Below are 19,250 nucleotides of genomic sequence, written 5' to 3' on the forward strand. Positions count from 1 at the left end.
GCCGGTGCCGGTGCCGGTGCCGGTGCCGGTGGCGGGACCGGCGAGGCGGTCCGGCCGTTGTTCTCGGCCGGCTGTCCGCCGGTGATCGCGATGGGCGAGCACGACGAGTGCGTGCGGGAGGTGCAGCGCCTGCTGCACGCCAAGGGCGCGGACATCGGCGTGGACGGGGACTTCGGTCCCCAGACCCTGCGCCGGGTCACGGCCTTCCAGGTGCTCGCCGGACTACAGCCCAACGGGGTCGTCGCGGAGCCGACGAAGAAGGCGCTGTACACCTCGTCCGTCCGGATGCGGGTGTGGCCGCCGCAGAAGGTGCGGCAGCGGGTCCGGGAGGTGTTCCCCGAGGTGCCGGACAAGGCGGTGGCCATCGCCGACTGTCAGTCCTTCCTCGACCCGCTGCACATCCTCCCCAACACCAACGGCACCCGGAACTGGGGCCTGTTCCAGATCTCCGACGCCCGGCTGCGCGAACTGGGCGGCACACCGCGTGAGGCCCTGGACCCGGAGTGGAACATCCGGGCGGCCCGGAAGCTGTGGAGCCGGGAGCGCGACTTCGGCGACTGGCCGCACTGCGAACGCGCGGCCGACGCACCCCGCTCCCCGGCACCGAAGCGGACGTGATCAGGACCCGACGGACACGATCCCGTCAGACGGCCTCGCCCTGCCGCCGCTCAGGTCGTGCCGCCGCTCAGGTCGTGGCGCCGCTCAGGCCGTGGCGCCGCTGTCCACCACCAGGTCCGTGCCCACCGTCGAGGCGGCGTCGTCGGAGGCCAGGTGGAGGACCGCCGCGGCCACCTCCTCCGTCGTGGTCACGCGGCCGAGCGGGAGGGTGGCCCGGGCGCGGGCCGAGCGGTCGGCGTCCGTCTCGCCCGGCTGCAACGACATCGGTGTGTCGACGGCGCCGGGGCTGACCGCGTTGATGCGGATGCCCTCGCGGATGTGGTCGAGCGCGGCCCCTCGGGTGAGGACGGACACCGCCGCCTTGGTGGCGGCGTACGCGGCGGCGCCGGGGTGACGGGTGTGGGCGCCGAAGGTGGAGGCGATGTTGACGATCGCCCCGCCGGACGGCTGTGTGCGCATCTGGCGTATCTCCGCCCGGAGGGCGAGGAACACGCCGGTGACGTTGACGCCGAGCTGCGTGTGCCAGTCCTCGTCGGCGAGGTCCGCCAGCGGGGCTCCGCCCCGGAAGACGCCCGCGTTGTTCACCGCCACGTCCAAGGAGCCGAAGTGCCCGACGGCGGCTGCCACCGCCGCCTCGACCTCCGCCGCCCGCGCCACGTCCGCCGTGACGGCCAGCGCCTTGCCGCCGGCGGCCTCGATCGACTCCGCGGTCTCCTCCAGTGGCTCGCGCCGACGGCCCACCACCACGACGTTCGCGCCCTCCGTCGCGAGTGCGCGGGCGATCGTGCGTCCGATGCCGGACCCGGCTCCGGTGACCAGGGCGGTGCGGTCGGTGAAGCGGGCCCGGTGCGGTGCAGTGGTCATGTGACGGTCCTTTTCTCGAAGTGTCGGAGGTGTCGACGTGTCGGACGTGTCGACGTGCCGAAGTGGCGAAGAATTCTTGAACGATCGGTTCATTATCGAGGCGCAGGAAAGGCACCTCGACCGAGGTGCCTTTTCAGTCCAGAAGTGCCAGTGCCTGTTCGGCCGCGTCCCTGACGCGCCCCGGGTCCGGTGAGGCCTTGCCGACCACGCGCAGGCCCTGGAGCAGGACGAGCAGCATGCGGGCCAGGGTGAGCGGGTCGCGTCCGGCGGGCAGTTCCCCCTGCGCCTGGGCGCGGACCAGCGCCGAGTGCAGCACGGTCTCCAGCTGGTCCCAGTTGCGCTCCACGTGCCGGGCGGTCGCCCGGTCGTGCGGGGCGAGTTCGGCCGCCGCATTGGTGATCATGCAGCCGTTCAGGCGTTCCCGGGCGTCCGCGGCCTCCGTCGCGTACCGCCGGACGAGCTTGCGCACGGCCGGCAGCGCGGGGCCCGGCTGGGACAGCTCCCGCAGGATCGGCGGGAGTCCCTCCCGGTCGTAGCGGTCCAGCGCCTTCAGGTACAGCTCGTGCTTGTTGCCGAAGGTCGCGTAGATGCTGGCGCGTCCGATGCCGAGGTGGGCGACGAGGTCGGACATCGACGTCGCCTCGTAACCGCGCCGCCAGAACAGCTCTAGAGCTGCCTGGAGCGCGGCGTCCGGATCGAACTCCTTGGTCCTGGCCACGCGTCGCAGCCTAGGCCTTTTCGGAACGTACGGTCAAGAACACTCGGCCGGGAACCGCTGACGCTACGACGTCCGCACCTTGTAGGCCGTCACCCGTACCGCCTCGTCGTCCAGGCACTGCCCGGACGCCAGGTCGAAGCGCTGCTTCAGCAGGGGCGAGGCGACGAACGGACGGCCCTGGTGCGTGCCCGTCAGGCCGCGGGAGAGGACTGCCGCGCCGGTGAAGGGGTCGCGGTTGTCGATGGCGAACAGCTCGCCCGAGCGGTCGCGGAAGATCGCGGCCTGCCGGCCGTCCGGCAACAGGGCGGCCACCCCGCGGCCCGGGAGCAGCGTGCTCAGGTCGCAGACCGTGAACCAGTCGTCGTCCAGGGCGAGTTCGACCTTGAGGTCGGTGGTCTCCAGTGCCAGGGTCATCGCTGGGCGCTTCCTTCCAGTACGTCGGCGGGTCGCATGCCGATGGACAGCAGCGGCAGGTCGGGCTTCATCTGGTCGCGCTCGGGCACGAAGGCGACGACCGGGTCCGGGGTGTCCGGGGCGTTCACGAAGGACACGAACCGGGCGAGCTTCTCGGGGTCGTTGATGGTCTCGGCCCACTCGTCGCGGTAGTGCGCGACGTGCGCCCGCATCAGCTGCTCCAGCTCGTCGCAGATGCCGAGCGAGTCGTGGACGACGACGTCCCGCACGTGCTCGAGGCCGCCCGGGATCCGCTCCAGCCAGGTCGAGGTCCGCTCCAGGCGGTCGGCGGTGCGGATGTAGAACATCAGGAACCGGTCGATCAGGCGGACCAGTTCGGCGTCCGACAGGTCCTGCGCGAGCAGGTCCGCGTGGCGCGGGGTCGCGCCGCCGTTGCCGCCGACGTAGAGGTTCCAGCCGTTGGCCGTGGCGATCACGCCGAAGTCCTTCGACTGCGCCTCGGCGCACTCGCGCTGGCAGCCGGAGACCGCCGACTTCAGCTTGTGCGGGGAGCGCAGACCCCGGTAGCGCAGCTCCAGGTCGATCGCCATCTTCACGGAGTCCTGCACGCCGTAGCGGCACCAGGTCTGCCCGACGCAGGACTTCACCGTGCGCAGCGACTTGCCGTAGGCGTGGCCGGACTCGAAACCGGCGTCGACCAAGCGCGCCCAGATCACCGGAAGCTGCTCGACGCGCGCACCGAACATGTCGATCCGCTGGCCGCCGGTGATCTTCGTGTAGAGGCCGAAGTCGCGGGCGATCTCGCCGATGACGATCAGCTTCTCCGGGGCGATCTCGCCACCGGGGATCCGCGGGACGACCGAGTACGAGCCGTTCTTCTGGAGGTTGGCCAGGAAGTGGTCGTTGGTGTCCTGCAACGCCGCCTGCTCACCGTCCAGGACGTAGCCGCTCGCGCCGATCGTGGGGGCGAGGGAGGCGATGATCGAGCCGACGGTCGGCTTGCAGACCTCGCAGCCGTCACCGCCCCGGGCCTCCTCGCGGCCGTGCCGGTCGAGAAGGTCCTGGTAGCTGTTGATGCGCAGGGCGAGGACGATCTCGTAGAGCTCCTCGCGGGTCTGCGCGAAGCAGCCGCACAGGCCCTTGTCGACCTCGACGCCGCTCGCCTCCAGCTCGGCGTTGACGAGCTGGCCGAGGACCTTCACGCAGGAGCCGCAGCCGGTGCCGGCCTTGGTGCACTTCTTCACCTCGGGCACGGTCGTGCACTGGTGGTCGGTGACCGCGCCGCGGATCGTGCCCTTGGAGACGTTGTGGCAGGAGCAGACGATCGCGTCGTCCGGCAACGCCGACGGGCCGAGCTGCACGGACTCCCCGGCTCCGGCCGGCAGCACCAGCGACTCGGGCGAGACCGGCGGGACCGAGCCGGTGAACGCCTTGAGCGTGCCGTACGCCTCCGCGTCGCCGACCAGGATGCCGCCGAGCAGCGTGCCGTCGCGGCCGATGACCAGCTTCTTGTACAGGCCCGCGCGGGAGTCGGAGTAGACGACATCCAGGCAGTCCTCGGCGGTGCCGTGCGCGTCGCCGAAGGACGCCACGTCCACGCCGAGCAGCTTCAGCTTGGTGGACAGGTCGGCGCCGGTGAAGGACGCCTCGTCCGAGGCGATCGTGGCCGCGGCCGTCTCGGCCTGCTCGTAGCCCGGCGCCACCAGGCCGTACACCCGGCCGTCGGAGGCCAGCGCGCACTCGCCGATCGCGAAGACGTGCGGGTCGGCGACCGTACGGCACTGCTCGTCGACCGTGATGCCGCCGCGCTCGCCGACCGTCAGGCCGCAGTCGCGGGCCAGCTGGTCGCGGGGGCGCACACCGGCGGAGAACACCACCATGTCGGCGGCGAGTTCGGAGCCGTCGGAGAGCTTCATGCCGGTGACGGCGCCCTCGGCGTCGACCAGGATCTCCTGCGTGCCCACGCCCGTGTGCACGGTCAGGCCCATCTCCTCGATGGTGCGCAGCAGTGCCGCGCCGCCGCCCTCGTCCACCTGGACTGGCATCAGCCGGGGTGCGAACTCCACGATGTGGGAGGTGAGTCCGAGCCCCTTGAGCGCACCGGCCGCCTCCAGCCCGAGCAGACCGCCGCCGACCACGGCACCCACCGTGGCCTTCGACTTCGCGTACTCCTCGATCGCGAGCAGGTCCTCGATGGTGCGGTAGACGAAACAGCCCTCGGCGTCCTTGCCCGGGACGGGCGGGACGAAGGGGTAGGAGCCGGTGGCGAGGACGAGGACGTCGTAGTCGAAGACCTCGCCGGACCTGGCGGTGACCTTGCGGGCCTCTCGGTCGACGGCGGTCGCCGGGTCACCGACGTACAGCTCGATGCCGTGCGTCTCGATGAACTCCATGTCCGTCATGGACAGGTCTTCGGGGGTCTTCCCCGAGAAGTACGAGGTGAGCGCCACGCGGTCGTAGGCCGGGCGCGGTTCCTCGCAGAGCACGACCACGCGGTGCGTGGCGGTCAGGCCGCGCTCGGCGAGCGCTTCGAGGAAGCGCTGGCCGACCATGCCGTGGCCGACGAGCACGATCGTGGGGGTGGCCTCCGTGGCCTCCGGGGTGGCGGTCATCAGGAGCCTCCATCGTTGGTGAGCAGGTGGAGCAGCGGGCCGCCGTCGGAGGGGAGCGGCTCTGCTCCCTCCCAGGCGCGGGCGAGCGCGCCGACGGTGCCGAGTTCGCCGACGAGGACCCCGCCGACCAGGCGGTCGTCGCGGACGACGACCTTGCGGTAGGTGCCGCGGGTGGCGTCGGTGAGCTGGACGACGTCGTCGCCCGGCAGCGCCTCGGTCTCGCCGAACGCGGCGAGGTCGAAGGGGCTGTCGTGCCCGTTCAGCGTGAGCCGGGTCAGGGAACGGGTGCCGGTGTAGCGGGCGCTCGCGTCACCGGCGAGCAGTTCCGCGAGCGCGTCGGCCTGTTCGAGCGCGGGAGTGGCGAGTCCGTAGAGGACGCCGTCGTGCTGGGCGCAGTCGCCGATCGCGTGGATGTACGGGTCGGAGGTGCGCAGTTCGTCGTCGACGACGACACCCTTGCGGACGTCGAGGCCGGCGGCCTGGGCGAGGCCCACCCGCGGATGCACTCCGCAGGCGATGACCACCAGATCGGCGTCGAGCGCGTATCCGTCGGCCATCTCCACGGAGCGGACGGCGCCGCCGACGCAGCGCACGTCCCGGACGCGGCACTCGGTGTGCACCTCCACGCCCAGGTCGGTCAGGTGCCGCTCGACGAGCTTCGAGGCGGCCGGGTCGAGCTGGCGCTCCATCAGCCGCTCGGACTGCTGGGCGAGCACGACCTGGGCGCCGCGCCGGGCGAGTGCCCGCGCGGCGGAGACCCCGAGGAGCCCGCCGCCGATGACGACCGCCTTCACACCCGGACGGACTGCCTTGGACAGGCCCAGGCAGTCGTCCATGGTGCGGAACGCGTGGATGCCCTCGGGCAGTTCGTGGTTCTCGGTGAACAGGCCGCGCAGCGGCGGCAGCACCGGGTTGGAGCCGGTGGCGAGGACGAGCCGGTCGTATGCGATCACGGACCCGTCCGCACAGGCGAGCGTCCGCCGCTCGCGGTCGATCCCGGTGATCCGGCCGCGCCTGACCTGCGCGGGTGCCGGCAGAGCGATCACCTCGGGGCTGTACCGCCCGGCCAGCACCTCGGCGAGCAGCACCCGGTTGTAGGGCCGGTGCTCCTCCTCGCCGATCAGCAGCGCGGGCGTGCCGAGCTCACCGAGCCGCCGGGCGAGCCGTACGCCCGCCAGGCCGGTGCCGATCACCACCACACGCTCATTCGAGGTCATGCACTTGAGCGTGCGGTGCCGGTGTTACCCGGCAGCATCACCTCTGTTTCCCGCCGGGAACGCTGCCCTCAGCGGGCCGGGGCGGTGGGTGTGAGGGATCCTGACGTGCGGCGACGGTGGCTGTGAGGGGCATCGCAGCACCGTCGCGCCGGCCTCGCATAGGGTCGCGATCATGCCCGACATATCGCTGACCATGATCGTCCTGCTCTGCGTCGCGGCCCTCGCCGCAGGCTGGATCGACGCCGTGGTCGGCGGGGGCGGCCTCCTGCTGCTGCCGGCGCTGCTGCTGGGGCTGCCGGCGGACACACCCGCCGCTCACGCGCTGGGCACCAACAAGGCCGTCGCGATCGTCGGCACCACGGGCGCGGCCGTGACATACGCCCGCAAGGCTCCCGTGGACGTCCGCACGGCCGTCCGTATCGGGCTGGCCGCCCTCGCCGGTTCCTCCGCCGGGGCCTTCTTCGCGGCCGGGATGAGCACCGAGGTCCTCAAGCCGGTCATCATGGTGGTGCTGCTCGGGGTCGCCGCCTTCGTGATCCTGCGCCCGGCCTTCGGCACGGCCCCCGCGACCGGCCCGGCCACCCCCCGCCGCATCCTCGCCGCGATCGGCCTGGCCGGCCTCGGCATCGGCTTCTACGACGGGCTCATCGGCCCCGGCACCGGCACGTTCCTGGTCCTCGCGCTCACCGCGATCCTCCACCTCGACCTCGTCACGGCCTCCGCCACCGCCAAGATCGTCAACTGCTGCACCAACGCGGGCGCGCTGGCGACCTTCGCCTGGCAGGGGGCGGTCCTGTGGCAGCTGGCCGCCCTGATGGCCGTCTTCAACCTGGCGGGAGGCACCCTCGGCGCCCACACCGCCCTGAAGAAGGGCAGCGGCTTCGTCCGGATCGTGCTGCTGACGGTGGTGTTCGCGCTGGTGGGGAATCTGGCGTACGAGCAGTGGATCGCCTAGTCCGCCCGCAGGTCCAGCAGTTCGACCATCCCCGTGCCGTCCTCGTCCCCGTGGCCCTGCGCGAGCCTGCGCTCCATCAGCTCCATGTACGGCGTCAGCAGCTCCGGGCTGACCCGCTGCTCCTCGGCCGTGCGCAGCAAAGTGGCGTTGCCCGCGGCCTGCATCGCGAGGTTGGAGACGACGTTCCGGGTGTAGTCGCCGTTCTCGATCTGGTCGGCGCTCTGGTGCACGGCCGGGGCCATCGCCGTGAGCCAGTCCGCCAGCAGCGGCGCGAAGTCCTTCGGCGCGATGTCCTCCGGGCGGATGAGCGCGAAGGCGTGGGTGACGCCCGCGAACATGCCGCTCATCGCGCTCAGCAGGGCCACGTCGTGCAGCGCGGCGAAACCCGGGTCGGCTCCGACGTAACGGGTGCCGGCCGGGACGGCGAACGTGTCGCGGTGCTCCTCGAACAGCTCCGGTGAGCCGCTGTAGAGCACGTAGCCGCCGGAGCCCGCGACCCCGATCATCGGCGGTACGGCCATGATCCCGCCGTCCAGGAACCGGGCACCGCGCGCCTTCGCCCAGGCGGCACGCGCCCGGCCCTCGCCCGGGGTGCCGGTCGTCAGGTTCACCAGATCCCGCCCGGCGAGACCGGCCCCGTCGAGGGCGTCGCCCACGGAGGCGTCGTCGAGCAGGCAGACGATCACGAGCCGGTTCGCGGCCACGGCTTCGGCGGCGCTCCGGGCGACGACGGCGCCCTCGGCGGCGAGGGCCTCCGCACGGGCGGGCGTGCGGTTCCAGACGGTCACCTCGTGCCCGCCGGCGAGCCAGGCCCGGGCGAGGGCGGTGCCCATGGCACCGGTGCCGAGGACGGTGAGAGGAGTAGGGGTCCGGGTAGGGGTCCGGGGAGCAACTGCGGTGTCGGTCATGGCGTTTAGGCTCGTCGTAGGGGAAGCGCCTGCTCAAGTACGTACTTCGAAGTGGGTGGTTACCCCGGGGGAAGAGTCCAGGCAGCGAAGGGGGAGGGGACCGGGCATGGGGACGACGGGACGGCGGCCGGGCGCGTACGTCTGCGGGATCGACGCGGCGATGGATGTGATCGGCGGCAAGTGGAAGGTGCTGATCCTCTGGGCGCTGCACGAGCGGCCCTGCCGCTTCGGCGAGCTGCGCCGGGAGCTGCCCGGCGTCACCGAGAAGGTGCTCGCCTCGCACCTGCGGGAGATGGAGGCCGACGGTCTGGTGCACCGCGAGGCGTACGACGAGGTGCCACCGCGCGTGGAGTACTCGCTGACGCCCCGGGGCGTGTCCCTGAACGAGGCACTGGAACCGCTGGGGGACTGGGGGAGGGCCAACGTCCTGTCACCGGCTCCCGGTCAGATGGGCGAAGACGACGACGTTCCCCTGGTAACCGGTGCCGCGTGAGTAGGTGCCGCCGCAGGTGATGACCCGCAACTCGGGGCGTTCGGCGGCGCCGTAGACCTTCTCGTCAGGGAAGTCCTTCGCTGCGTGGACCTCCACCGCGTCCACGGTGAACACCGCGACCCCGCCGTCCCGCCGGTCCACCTCGATCGTGCTGCCCCTGGCCAGGGCGCCGAGGTCGTAGAACACGGCGGGGCCGTCGGCGTTGTCGACGTGGCCGGCGACGATCGCCGTGCCCCGCTCCCCGGGGGTCGTGCCGGCCTCGTACCAGCCGGCGAGGTTCTTCTCCGCGGCGGGCGGCACGTCGAGGCTGCCGGTCTTCGTCAGGCCGAGCCCGGTCAGCGGCGCGTTCACCCCGATCGCCGGGATGCGGATCCGGTCGGGCGGTGAGGGCGGCAGCGGGGGCACGGCGGGCCGCTCACCGGCCCGGCCGTCCAGCCCGGCCCGGGCCTGCGCGGCGGACGGCTGCGGCGGGGCGTGCGTCCCGGCGCCGTCGCGCAGCAGCCACACCCCGGAGCACAGGGCGAACACCGTGACGGCGGCCATGGCGGCGTTCGCGGGATCGCGCACACCGCTGCCGAACCTGGGGAACCTGCGCATACCCACCCTTTTCTGAGCCGGCCCCGTACCCCCTCCGGGCCGCGAGGGGCGTCGGACCCGGAGGGGAGGGACCTGCGGTACCGGTGACGGACAGCGGAGGGTGTCCGTCAGATCCCGTCGCCTCTCGCCCGGCGATGCAGGAGCCAGGTACCGCCCGCGGCGGCGACGGCGAGGGCCGCCACACCTGCCGCGGTCTGCACGGGATCGGGGCCCAGAGCGCCGCCGACCCCCGTCTTCACGCTGCCCCGGGGATGGACCTGTTCGCGCACCGGCGTCAGCGTGACCACCAGGTCCCCGGTGATCCGCCGGCCGCTGCCGGTGCAGGTCGCGATGATCTCGTACGTTCCCGGCTGCGCGCTCGGCGGCACCCGGAACCGGCCGGTCGCGCCCGGCCCGTGCGCGTCCGGCGCCAGGTCGACGGAACCCGCCCCGACCGCGCCGGCGTCACCCGTCGCCGAGCCGCCGTCGCCGCAGGCCGTCGTGCGCACCGTGACCTGGCCGCCCGGTACGACCGAGGCAGGGGACAGCTCCAGGCCACCGGCGGACGCGCCGTACGCGGGGGCGGCGGCGAGGGCCGCGGCGGCGACGGCGAGCGCGGTACCGGTCAGCGGCGGGGGGATACGTCGCATCGGTGCTCCTTCGAGCGGTTCGGTCGGCGCCTGCCCTTCCGAGGTAACGGGCAGCGGGACGACCGCGCTTGCTGAAGGGGCGTCAGAATTGGGGTGAACGGGTGTCAGGCAGCGCCGGACCGGCTGCCTTGGACGACCGTTTCGGCAGGTCACGGGCGTTCGGTGGGCGAGGTGCGGAAAAGCGCGGAGAGCGCGTGTGAACGGGTGACCCCGAACGTGCGCGGCCGGCGCTTGACCTCAAGTTTGATTGAGGTACCAGGCTGTGCCGCATGAAGACAACCGCTACCGATCCAGCCGCCCTGCCGCGGACCGCCGCCGACCCGCTCCGGCTGACCCTCGTCGTGGGCAGCAACCGGCACGGCCGCTTCGGCCCCGTCGTCGCGAACTGGCTCCTCGGCCGCATCCGGGACCGGGACGACCTGGTCGCCGAGGTCGTGGACGTCGCCGAGGCCGCGCTGCCGATGTCCCTCGAACCGACCCCGGAGGCGACCGCCGCGCTGTCCGGCATCACCCCGAAGCTGGCCCGCGCGGACGCGTTCGTGGTCCTCACCCCCGAGTACAACCACTCCTTCCCGGCGGGTCTGAAGAACCTCGTCGACTGGCACTTCACCGAATGGCAGGCCAAGCCCGTCGGGCTCGTGTCCTACGGGGGCCTGGCCGGTGGCCTGCGCGCCGCCGAGCACCTGCGCCAGGTCTTCGCGGAACTCCACGCCGTGACGGTCCGCGACACCGTCTCCTTCCACAACGCCGGCGCCTCCTTCGGCGACCGGGGGGCCCTGCGCGACCCGTCCGGCCCGGACGCGGCGGCCAAGACCATGCTGGACCAACTGGTGTGGTGGGGGAACGCGTTGCGGGAGGCCAGGGCGAAGAGGCCGTACGGGGGCTGAGCCGGTTTCAGCCGCGCACGGCCCTCACGTCCGCGCCCGCCAGTCGCCGCCCTCGATCGCCCGCCCCCGGGCCCGCAGCCGCGTGGCGACGGCGGGCGCGGCCACGTACACCCAGGCCCGGACCGCGACCCCGTCCGCCGCCCGGACGACCTTCCGCTCGACGCGTTCGTACAGGCTGCGCGGATCCCCCGGCACGTACTCCTCCAGCCGGTCCAGCTCGGCGAGCAGCTCCTCGTACGCCTCGGGCAGGGCGGTCACCAGCTCCCCGCTGACCGCACCGGCGCCGGGCTCCTCGACCGCGTACGGGTAGCCCGGCCCGGCGTACAGCACCGCGTCCGCGAGCCTGCCCGGCTCCTCGGACCGGGTGCGGCCGCGCAGGAAGAGGCGGTGGTTGACCTCTCCCGGGCGGAGGGTGCCGTAGACGAAGAAGGGCAGGGTCACAGGAACGATTCTGCACCCTCACACACCTGCACAACGGCGCTATGGACATGCCAGGTCCGCGCCGCCTTAACTCACGGTCAACATCAACGCCGCCCCCGGTCGACCCCACGCGACCGGGTGCGCCCGTATGAGGAGACCGATGAGTCGGATACGTCATGTCCGCGGTTCCCGTCTCGCCCTCGCCGGTGTGGCCCTCACCGGCACCACCGCCCTGCTGGCCGCCGTCCTCTCCCCGGCCGCCGGCGCGGCGGACCGGCCGGCCAGGTCCGGTGCGATCGAGGACGCGCAGGCGGTGCTCGCGGACCGGGCCGCAGCCCTGGGCCTCACCCCGGCGCAGGAGACGAAGGTCCGGGACGTCGTCGTCGACGAGGACGGCACCCGGCACGTGCGCTACGACCGCACCTACCACCGGCTGCCCGTCCTCGGCGGCGACTTCGTGCTCCACCTGAACCCGGACGGCACCTACCGCGGCACGAGCCGCGCGACGACGTCCGCGCTCTCCCTGGCGAGCGTCACCCCGAAGGTGACCGCCCCCAGGGCCGCCGACCTCGCGGCGAACCTGCTGCGCGCCGCGCACCTCGGCGAGACCCTGAAGAAGCTGACCGCCAAGCCGCGCCTGGTCGTCGACGCCCTGCACGGCGCCCCGAAGCTGGCCTGGCAGACCGACGCGGTGGCGCACGACGAACTCGGCAACCCGGTCGGGCGCACGGTGCTGACCGACGCGACGACCGGCGCCCGGATCGACGCCTGGGACTCCCTGGAGTCGGCGTCGGGCGACGGCAAGTCCCTCTACGGCGGCACGGTCCCGCTGGAGACGACGGCGTCCGGCTCGTCGTACCAGCTGAAGGACGCGACGCGCGGCGGCACCTACACCGGCGACGCGGAGAACAAGACGGACCAGTGCCTGCTGACCGTCTGCCTGACCCGCGCCCCCGCGACGCTCTTCACGGACGCCGACAACCAGTGGGGGACCGGCACGACCGCCGACCGGTCCACGGTGGCGGTGGACGCCCAGTACGGCACCGACGTCACCTGGGACTACTACAAGAAGGTCCACGGCCGCGCCGGCATCGCGGGCGACGGCAAGGGCTCCTTCAACCGCGTCCACTACGGCAAGGCCTACAACAACGCCTTCTGGGACGACAACTGCTTCTGCATGACCTACGGCGACGGCGACGGCAAGCTGATGGGCCCGCTGGTGTCGCTGGACGTCGCCGCGCACGAGATGTCCCACGGCGTGACGTCCAAGACGGCGGCGCTGAGGTACTCGGGCGAGTCCGGCGGCCTGAACGAGGCCACGTCGGACATCTTCGGCACACTGGTGGAGTTCCACGCGGCCAACCCCGAGGACCGGGGCGACTGGCTCATCGGCGAGAAGGTCGTCCGCTCCGGCCTCGGCCGCGAGGCCCTGCGCTTCATGGACAAGCCGTCGAAGGACGGCAAGTCGGCGGACTGCTGGAACGCGAAGCTCGGCGACCTCGACGTGCACTACTCCTCGGGCGTCGGCAACCACTTCGCCTACCTGCTCGCCGAGGGCAGCGGCGGCAAGACCCTCAACGGAGTCGCCTACGACTCACCCACCTGCGACGGCTCCACGGTGAACGGCATCGGCCGGGCCGCCCTGGGCAAGATCTGGTACCGCGCGCTGACGGTCTACATGACCTCCTCGACGGACTACGCGGACGCCCGCACGGCGACCCTGAACGCGGCCAAGGACCTCTACGGCGCCGACAGCACCGAGCAGAAGGCGGTCGCCGCAGCCTGGAAGGCCGTCGCGGTGAGCTGATCCCCTACGGGGTGTCGACGGCCTCCAGCCGCACCGCGCACGCCTTGAACTCCGGCATCCGGGAGGTCGGGTCGAGCGCGGGGTTGGTGAGGGTGTTGGCGCGGCCCTCGCCCGGCCAGTGGAAGGGCATGAAGACGGTGTCGGGCCGGATGGCGTTCGTGATCCTCGCGGGCGCGACGGCCCGGCCCCGCCGTGACACGACGGCCACCGGGTCCCCCTCGGCCGCTCCCAGCCGGGCCGCCAGCCTCGGGTGCAGTTCCACGAACGGCCCCGGCGCGGCGGCGTTCAGCTCCGCCACGCGCCGGGTCTGAGCCCCGGACTGGTACTGCGCCACGACCCGCCCGGTGGTGAGCAGCACGGGGTACTCGTCGTCCGGCTCCTCGGCGACCGCACGGTGGGAGACGGGGACGAACCGGGCCCGGCCGTCGGGGGTGGCGAAACGGTCCAGGAAGAGGCGGGGCGTGCCCGGGTGCGCGGCGGGTGTCTCCGGGGCGTCGCCGCTCGCATCCACCTGCGCCGGACAGGGCCAGAACACCCCGTTCTCCTCCGCCAGCCTCCGGTACGTGATCCCCGAGTAGTCCGCCGCCCCGCCCGCCGACGCCCGGCGCAGTTCCTCGAAGACCTCCTCCGGGTCGGTCGGGAACCCCTTCTCCACACCCAGCCGGGCAGCGAGTTCGTGCAGCACCTCCAGGTCGCTGCGGATGCCCTGGGGCGGGGTGATCGCCCGGCGCCGCAGCAGGACCCTGCCCTCCAGGTTGGTCGTCGTGCCCGTCTCCTCGGCCCACTGGGTGACCGGCAGGACCACGTCCGCGAGCGCCGCCGTCTCCGACAGCACCACGTCGCAGACCGCCAGGAAGTCCAGCGACCTGATGCGCTCCTCGATGTGGGCGGCCCGCGGCGCCGACACCACGGGGTTGGACGCCATCAGCAGCAGCGACCTGATGTCGGTGCCCAGCGCGTCCAGCAGCTCGTACGCGCTGCGCCCCGGGCCGGGCAGGCTGTCCGGGTCGACGCCCCACACCTCGGCGACGTGCGCCCGCGCCGCCGGGTCGTCGAGCTTGCGGTAGCCCGGCAACTGGTCGGCCTTCTGCCCGTGTTCGCGTCCGCCCTGCCCGTTGCCCTGCCCGGTCAGACAGCCGTACCCGGACAGCGGGCGGCCCGCCCGGCCGGTCGCCAGGCACAGGTTGATCCACGCGCCCACGGTGTCGGTGCCCTTGGACTGCTGCTCGGGCCCCCGGGCGGTGAGCACCATCGCCGACTCCGGCTCGCAGAACAGCCGTACGGTCTCCCGTAGTTGAGGAACGGACACCCCCGTGATCCGCTCCACGTACTCCGGCCAGTGCGCCATCGCCGCCGCCCGGGCGTCCTCCCAGCCGGCCGTGCGCTCCCGGACGTACTCCTCGTCCACCCGGCCCTCGGCGATCACCAGGTGCAGCAGGCCAAGGGCGAGAGCCAGGTCCGTGCCCGGCCGGGGTGCCAGGTGCAGGTCCGCCTGCTCGGCGGTCTTCGTGCGGCGCGGGTCGATCACGACGAGCGTGCCGCCGTTCTCCTTCAGCTCGGTGAAGAACCGCAGCGACGGCGGCATGGTCTCCGCGAGGTTCGACCCGACGAGGATCACGCAGCCGGACTTCGGGATGTCCTCCAGCGGGAACGGCAGCCCCCGGTCGAGACCGAACGCCTTGATGCCCGCGGCGGCCGCCGACGACATGCAGAAACGGCCGTTGTAGTCGATCTGCGAGGTGCCGAGGACGACCCGCGCGAACTTGCCGAGCGTGTACGCCTTCTCGTTCGTCAGCCCGCCCCCGCCGAACACCCCGACCGCGTCAGGCCCGTGCTCCGCGCGCGTGCGGCCCAGTCCCGCGGCGATCCGGTCCAGCGCGTCGTCCCAGGAGGCGGGCACCAGCGTGCCGCCCTCGTCGCGCACCAACGGGGAGGTCAGACGGACGTTGCTCGCGAGCACGGCCGCGGACGTACGGCCCTTGCCGCACAGCGCGCCCCGGTTCACCGGGAAGTCCGTGCGCTCGCTCACTTCGACGGTCCCGTCCGGCGCGGGCGTCAGGTTCATCCCGCACTGCAGGGCGCAGTAGGGGCAGTGCGTGGGCGTCACGGTGCTCTGCATGCCGTTCAGCGTGCGTCGGCCGTGTTACGCCCGGGACGGTTCCCTGTTACGCGGCCGGGACGGCAACCTCCCCACCCCCGGCCCGCCCGCGTGAGGCCGGAACCCCTGGCCTGGTCAGGCACAGGCCCGCCCTCCTACAGGTCGTCGCCGACCGCCACGGACGTTGCCTCTGGGACGAGGAACGCCACATGTGGCTCATTGCGTTCCTTTCTTGGCCGATCCGACGTCGTTGAGAGTTGAACCAGCCGCACTACGCTCTCGCTACGCGCAGCGCTCGCACGACTCCGCACGGCATTCGACACCCGGGCATGCCCGCCGCTCACGGCTGCATCCACCCGCGGCCCGCCCGCGGGTGGCAATCCGACCCTCGAAACAGCCAGGAGGCCACCCGATCATGCCTCTGCGCCACTTGAACCCCCACGACCAGCAGCTCTTCCGGCAGTACGGACAGGGCCCCAGCGTCCCCGTCCCCGACCCGCTCCTGCACCACGCCGTCGCCCGGCACGCCAGGGCCACCCCGCACGCCGTGGCCGCCGAACACCAGGGCGCCCGCATCACCTACGGCGTGCTCGACCGGTACGCCGGCTCCCTCGCCGCCCGCCTGGTCCGCGAGGGCGTACGCCCCGGCGACCACGTCGGCCTGTTCGTCCGCCGCTCGATCCCGATGCTGGTCGGCCTGCTCGGCATCCTGAAGGCCGGCGCCGCCTACGTCCCGCAGGACATCGGCCTCACGCCCCCGGCCCAGCTCACCCACGTCATCCGCACCGCCCGCACCCGGGTCGTCCTCACGGTCGCCGAACACGCCCACCGCGTGCCCCTGCCGGACGGCCATCTGCTGCTCCCCCTCGACGAGCCGTTGCCGCACGCCCCGGCGCCGCGCGTCCGGGTCACCGGCGACGACGGCTGCTACGTGCTGTTCACCTCCGGCACCACCGGCCGCCCCAACGGCGTGAAGGTCACCCACCGCAACGTCGCCAACCTCCTGCTCACCGCCCCGGGCGGCCTCGGCGTCCGGCCCGGCGACCGGGTCGCGCAGCTCCTCAACATCGCCTTCGACATGGCCGCCTGGGAGATCCTGGGCTGCCTCGCCCAGGGCGGCACGCTCGTCATCCGCGGCAAGGACCTCGCCGCCGCGGCCCGCACCGCCGACGTGCTGATCGCAACGCCGACCGTGCTCTCCGGCCTCGACCCGGCCGCCTGCCCACGGGTGCGCACGGTCGCCGTCGCGGGGGAGCCCTGTCCGCGCCCGCTGGCCGACCGGTGGGCCCGGCAGGCCGCCTTCTACAACTGCTGCGGCCCCACGGAGACGACGATCGTCAACACGATGAGCCGCCACGACCCGTCCGCCCCGCTGCTCACCATCGGCCGCCCCACCCCCAACAACACCGTCTACGTCCTCGACGCCGACCGCCGCCCCCTGCCGGTGGGCGAGGTGGGCGAGATGTGGGCCGGCGGCGACTGCGTCTCCGCCGGCTACCTCGGCGACGACGCCCTCAACGCCGAGCGCTACGCCCCCGACCCGTTCCTCGGCGGCGGCCGGCGCATGTTCCGCACCCGCGACCTCGGCCGCTGGACCGCCGGGGGCGAGCTGGAACACCTCGGCCGCACCGACGACCAGGTCAAGGTGCGCGGCTTCCGCGTCGAGCTGGACTCCGTCTCCTCGGTCCTGGAGTCGGTCGCCGGCTGCACCCGGGCCGTCACCCTGAAACGCGACGCCCGCACCCTGGTCTCCTTCGTCTGCCCGGCGGACGTCGACCCGGACGCGGCGCGCCGCGCGGTCGCGGACGCCCTGCCCTACTACTGCGTCCCCGAGCGGATCCTGCCGCTCGCGTTCCTCCCCGAGACCGACCGCGGCAAGGTCGACAAGAAGGCGCTGCTGCACATGATCGAGGAGCGCGTGGCGGTGGCCCGATGACCACGTCCCCGACCCGGGACCACCAGGCCACCGGCGGGCTCCCGCCGCTCCTGCCCGGTCCCCGCCGCCTGCTCAAGCACCCCCGCCTGATGCACTACAACCGGCTCGCGGCCCTGGTGCTCCTCACCAACGCGACCTGCGCCTGGGCCCTTTGGCCCCTGTCCGAGGCCACCCTCGGGCACGCGGCCCTCGCCAACCTCGCCCTCGCCGTGGTCGTCCGCCAGCAGTACGTCGTCAACCTGCTGTTCCGCCTGGCGACCTCGGCGCCGACCAGCTGGCCGCTGCGGGTCCGCTGGACGCTCGGCAAGGTCTACCACTTCGGCGGACTGCACGTCGGCGGGGCGCTGGCGGGCGCGGTCTGGTTCCTGGCGCTGACGGTCACCACACCCAGCGGCCCCCTCAGGGCCGTCGGCTGGGCCCTGTCCGTCCTCCTCGCCCTGATCATCGCCACCGCCCTGCCGCCCTTCCGCTCCCGCCACCACGACCACTTCGAGAAGATCCACCGCTTCGGCGGCTGGACGGCACTGGCCCTGTTCTGGACGCACACGCTGCTGGCGTCACCGGGCCCCTGGGAGGTCGGCACGCTCGCGGTGGTCACCTTCAGTGTCGCCCTGCCCTGGCTGCGGCTGCGCAAGGTGGACGTCCGCCTCGAACGCCCGTCCTCGCACGTGGTGCTGGCCCGCTTCGACCACGGTGAGACGCCCTTCGCGGGTTCCTCCACCGCGATCAGCCGCAGTCCGCTCAAGGAGTGGCACTCGTTCGCCAACGTCCCCGCCCCCGGCGAGCCCGGCTTCCGCCTCACGATCTCCCGGGCCGGCGACTGGACCGGCTCCTTCATCGACGACCTGCCCCGGCAGGTGTGGGTCAAGGGCATCACCACGGCCGGTGTCGCCAACATCGAGGTCCTGTTCACCAAGGTCGTCTACGTCGCCACCGGCAGCGGTATCGGCCCCTGCCTGCCCCACCTGCTCGCCGCCCAGGTGCCCTCCCGGCTGGTCTGGGCGACCCGCGACCCCCGGGCGACCTACGGCGACGCCCTGGTCGACGAGATCCTCGCCGTGCAGCCGCACGCCCTGATCTGGGACACCTCCCGGCACGGCAAGCCCGACATGGTGCGCCTCGCCCACGAGGCCTGCCGGGACTTCGGCGCCGAGGCGGTCATCTGCATCTCCAACAAGAAGCTGACCTGGCAGGTGGTCCACGGCCTGGAACGGCGGGGCATCCCGGCGTACGGAGCGATCTGGGACTCATGACCCGTACACGATGCTCGGAAGGAGAAGAGGGATGAACCATCTGAAGGTCGAGCGGCACGGCCGTGTGGTGACCGTGCGCCTGCACCGCCCGCACGTGCGCAACGCGCTCAGCAGTGAGCTCCTCGCCGAACTCCTCGGCGTGCTCCGCCCGCTGGACTCGGACCCGGACACCGGCTGCTTCGTCGTCACCGGCTCGGACACGGTCTTCGCCGCGGGCGCCGACATCAAGGAGATGGCCGGGAAGTCGGCCGCCGAGATGGCCGCCGAGGACTACTTCGCCGGCTGGGAGGAGTTCGCGGACCTCCGCACCCCGAAGATCGCCGCCGTCAACGGGCATGCCCTGGGCGGCGGTTGTGAGCTGGCGATGATGTGCGACCTGGTCGTCGCGGGGGAGTCGGCGGTCTTCGGGCAGCCCGAGATCAAACTGGGCGTGATCCCCGGCATCGGAGGCACCCAGCGGCTGACCCGTCTCGTCGGCCGGGCCACGGCCATGGACCTGGTCCTCACCGGCCGCACGATGGACGCACGGGAGGCTGGACGCTGCGGTCTCGTCTCCCGCGTGGTCCCGGACGACCGGGTCCTGCCCGAGGCCCTCGAAGCGGCGGCGGCGATCGCCTCCCACGGCCATGCGGCGGTCAGGGCGGCCCGCGAGTGCGTCGACCGGGCCCTGGAGACCGGCCTGCGCGACGGCATCCGCTTCGAACGCCGCGTGTTCCACGCGCTGTTCGCCACCGACGACCAGAAGGAGGGGATGACGGCGTTCCTGGAGAAGCGCCCACCGCGCTTCCGGGGCCGCTGAGGGCCACGGCTGATCCGGGGGTGGG

18 protein-coding genes are annotated in these 19,250 nt (G+C 72.7%); 8 read left to right on the forward strand and 10 right to left on the reverse strand.

What is annotated here, in order from left to right; genetic code table 11:
• The coding region (locus GTY56_RS29585; RefSeq protein ID WP_202510900.1) for a peptidoglycan-binding protein at positions 1 to 618 on the forward strand (618 nt) is incomplete at its 5' end.
• A gap of 84 nt (positions 619 to 702) precedes the next feature.
• Here the strand turns inward: GTY56_RS29585 and GTY56_RS29590 are convergent.
• The 5 genes from GTY56_RS29590 to GTY56_RS29610 form a co-directional block, all read right to left on the reverse strand.
• A complete protein-coding gene (locus tag GTY56_RS29590) occupies positions 703 to 1,482 on the reverse strand; it encodes an SDR family NAD(P)-dependent oxidoreductase (protein ID WP_161368372.1) in 780 nt (259 codons plus the stop codon).
• 133 nt (positions 1,483 to 1,615) lie between these two features.
• The gene (locus GTY56_RS29595) at positions 1,616 to 2,200 is read right to left on the reverse strand and encodes a TetR family transcriptional regulator (RefSeq protein ID WP_161368373.1); all 585 of its coding nucleotides are present in this window, start codon (positions 2,198 to 2,200) and stop codon (positions 1,616 to 1,618) included.
• Positions 2,201 to 2,263: 63 nt separating this feature from the next.
• On the reverse strand, positions 2,264 to 2,614 hold the full coding sequence (nirD, locus tag GTY56_RS29600; protein WP_161368374.1) for a nitrite reductase small subunit NirD: 351 nt from the start codon (positions 2,612 to 2,614) through the stop codon (positions 2,264 to 2,266).
• Complete coding sequence (gene nirB / locus GTY56_RS29605) at positions 2,611 to 5,226, reverse strand: nitrite reductase large subunit NirB (RefSeq protein WP_161368375.1); 2,616 nt, start codon at positions 5,224 to 5,226, stop codon at positions 2,611 to 2,613. The genes nirD and nirB overlap by 4 nt, the downstream gene beginning before the upstream one ends.
• Positions 5,226 to 6,443: an NAD(P)/FAD-dependent oxidoreductase gene (locus tag GTY56_RS29610; protein ID WP_161368376.1), complete on the reverse strand. Its 1,218-nt coding sequence runs from the start codon at positions 6,441 to 6,443 to the stop codon at positions 5,226 to 5,228. The genes nirB and GTY56_RS29610 overlap by 1 nt, the downstream gene beginning before the upstream one ends.
• Positions 6,444 to 6,615: 172 nt before the next feature.
• Between GTY56_RS29610 and GTY56_RS29615 the strand changes: the two genes are divergently transcribed.
• Complete coding sequence (locus GTY56_RS29615; RefSeq protein WP_161368377.1) at positions 6,616 to 7,398, forward strand: sulfite exporter TauE/SafE family protein; 783 nt, start codon at positions 6,616 to 6,618, stop codon at positions 7,396 to 7,398.
• On the opposite strand, the gene GTY56_RS29620 is transcribed toward GTY56_RS29615, so the two are convergent.
• Positions 7,395 to 8,306 (reverse strand): NAD(P)-dependent oxidoreductase, encoded by a 912-nt coding sequence (locus tag GTY56_RS29620; RefSeq protein WP_161368378.1) that lies wholly within the window; start codon positions 8,304 to 8,306, stop codon positions 7,395 to 7,397. The genes GTY56_RS29615 and GTY56_RS29620 overlap by 4 nt on opposite strands.
• Positions 8,307 to 8,412: 106 nt before the next feature.
• Here GTY56_RS29620 and GTY56_RS29625 point away from each other — a divergent pair, with 106 nt between their 5' ends.
• Entirely contained in the window at positions 8,413 to 8,799 is a 387-nt protein-coding gene (locus GTY56_RS29625; RefSeq protein WP_161368379.1) for a winged helix-turn-helix transcriptional regulator, read from the forward strand.
• Here the strand turns inward: GTY56_RS29625 and GTY56_RS29630 are convergent.
• Together GTY56_RS29630 and GTY56_RS29635 are read right to left on the reverse strand one after the other, a co-directional pair.
• A complete protein-coding gene (locus GTY56_RS29630; protein ID WP_161368380.1) occupies positions 8,737 to 9,396 on the reverse strand; it encodes a class F sortase in 660 nt (219 codons plus the stop codon). The genes GTY56_RS29625 and GTY56_RS29630 overlap by 63 nt on opposite strands.
• A gap of 107 nt (positions 9,397 to 9,503) precedes the next feature.
• Entirely contained in the window at positions 9,504 to 10,025 is a 522-nt protein-coding gene (locus GTY56_RS29635; RefSeq protein ID WP_161368381.1) for a GVDTG sorting domain-containing protein, read from the reverse strand.
• A gap of 269 nt (positions 10,026 to 10,294) precedes the next feature.
• Between GTY56_RS29635 and GTY56_RS29640 the strand changes: the two genes are divergently transcribed.
• Positions 10,295 to 10,912, forward strand: a complete 618-nt coding sequence (locus tag GTY56_RS29640) for an NADPH-dependent FMN reductase (RefSeq protein ID WP_161368382.1) — start codon at positions 10,295 to 10,297, stop codon at positions 10,910 to 10,912.
• A gap of 24 nt (positions 10,913 to 10,936) precedes the next feature.
• Here the strand turns inward: GTY56_RS29640 and GTY56_RS29645 are convergent, their stop codons facing one another.
• A complete protein-coding gene (locus GTY56_RS29645) occupies positions 10,937 to 11,353 on the reverse strand; it encodes a gamma-glutamylcyclotransferase (protein ID WP_161368383.1) in 417 nt (138 codons plus the stop codon).
• A 139-nt stretch (positions 11,354 to 11,492) separates the two neighbouring features.
• Between GTY56_RS29645 and GTY56_RS29650 the strand changes: the two genes are divergently transcribed.
• Complete coding sequence (locus GTY56_RS29650; protein WP_161368384.1) at positions 11,493 to 13,139, forward strand: M4 family metallopeptidase; 1,647 nt, start codon at positions 11,493 to 11,495, stop codon at positions 13,137 to 13,139.
• A gap of 4 nt (positions 13,140 to 13,143) precedes the next feature.
• On the opposite strand, the gene GTY56_RS29655 is transcribed toward GTY56_RS29650, so the two are convergent.
• Positions 13,144 to 15,258, reverse strand: a complete 2,115-nt coding sequence (locus GTY56_RS29655) for a molybdopterin oxidoreductase family protein (RefSeq protein WP_161368385.1) — start codon at positions 15,256 to 15,258, stop codon at positions 13,144 to 13,146.
• Between the two features lie 394 nt (positions 15,259 to 15,652).
• Here GTY56_RS29655 and GTY56_RS29660 point away from each other — a divergent pair, with 394 nt between their 5' ends.
• From GTY56_RS29660 to GTY56_RS29670, 3 genes are read left to right on the forward strand one after another with little or no spacing between them, the layout of a single operon-like run.
• Positions 15,653 to 17,173: an amino acid adenylation domain-containing protein gene (locus GTY56_RS29660; RefSeq protein ID WP_161368386.1), complete on the forward strand. Its 1,521-nt coding sequence runs from the start codon at positions 15,653 to 15,655 to the stop codon at positions 17,171 to 17,173.
• Positions 17,170 to 18,426 carry an FNR domain-containing protein gene (locus GTY56_RS29665; protein ID WP_161368387.1) on the forward strand — a complete coding sequence of 419 codons (1,257 nt, stop codon included), beginning with the start codon at positions 17,170 to 17,172 and terminating at the stop codon, positions 18,424 to 18,426. The genes GTY56_RS29660 and GTY56_RS29665 overlap by 4 nt, the downstream gene beginning before the upstream one ends.
• Before the next feature lie 31 nt (positions 18,427 to 18,457).
• Entirely contained in the window at positions 18,458 to 19,225 is a 768-nt protein-coding gene (locus GTY56_RS29670; protein WP_161368388.1) for an enoyl-CoA hydratase-related protein, read from the forward strand.
• Positions 19,226 to 19,250 lie beyond the last annotated feature (25 nt).

It is taken from the genome of Streptomyces sp. SID5643, assembly GCF_009872555.1.
GTDB classification, from domain to species: Bacteria; Actinomycetota; Actinomycetes; order Streptomycetales; family Streptomycetaceae; genus Streptomyces; species Streptomyces iakyrus.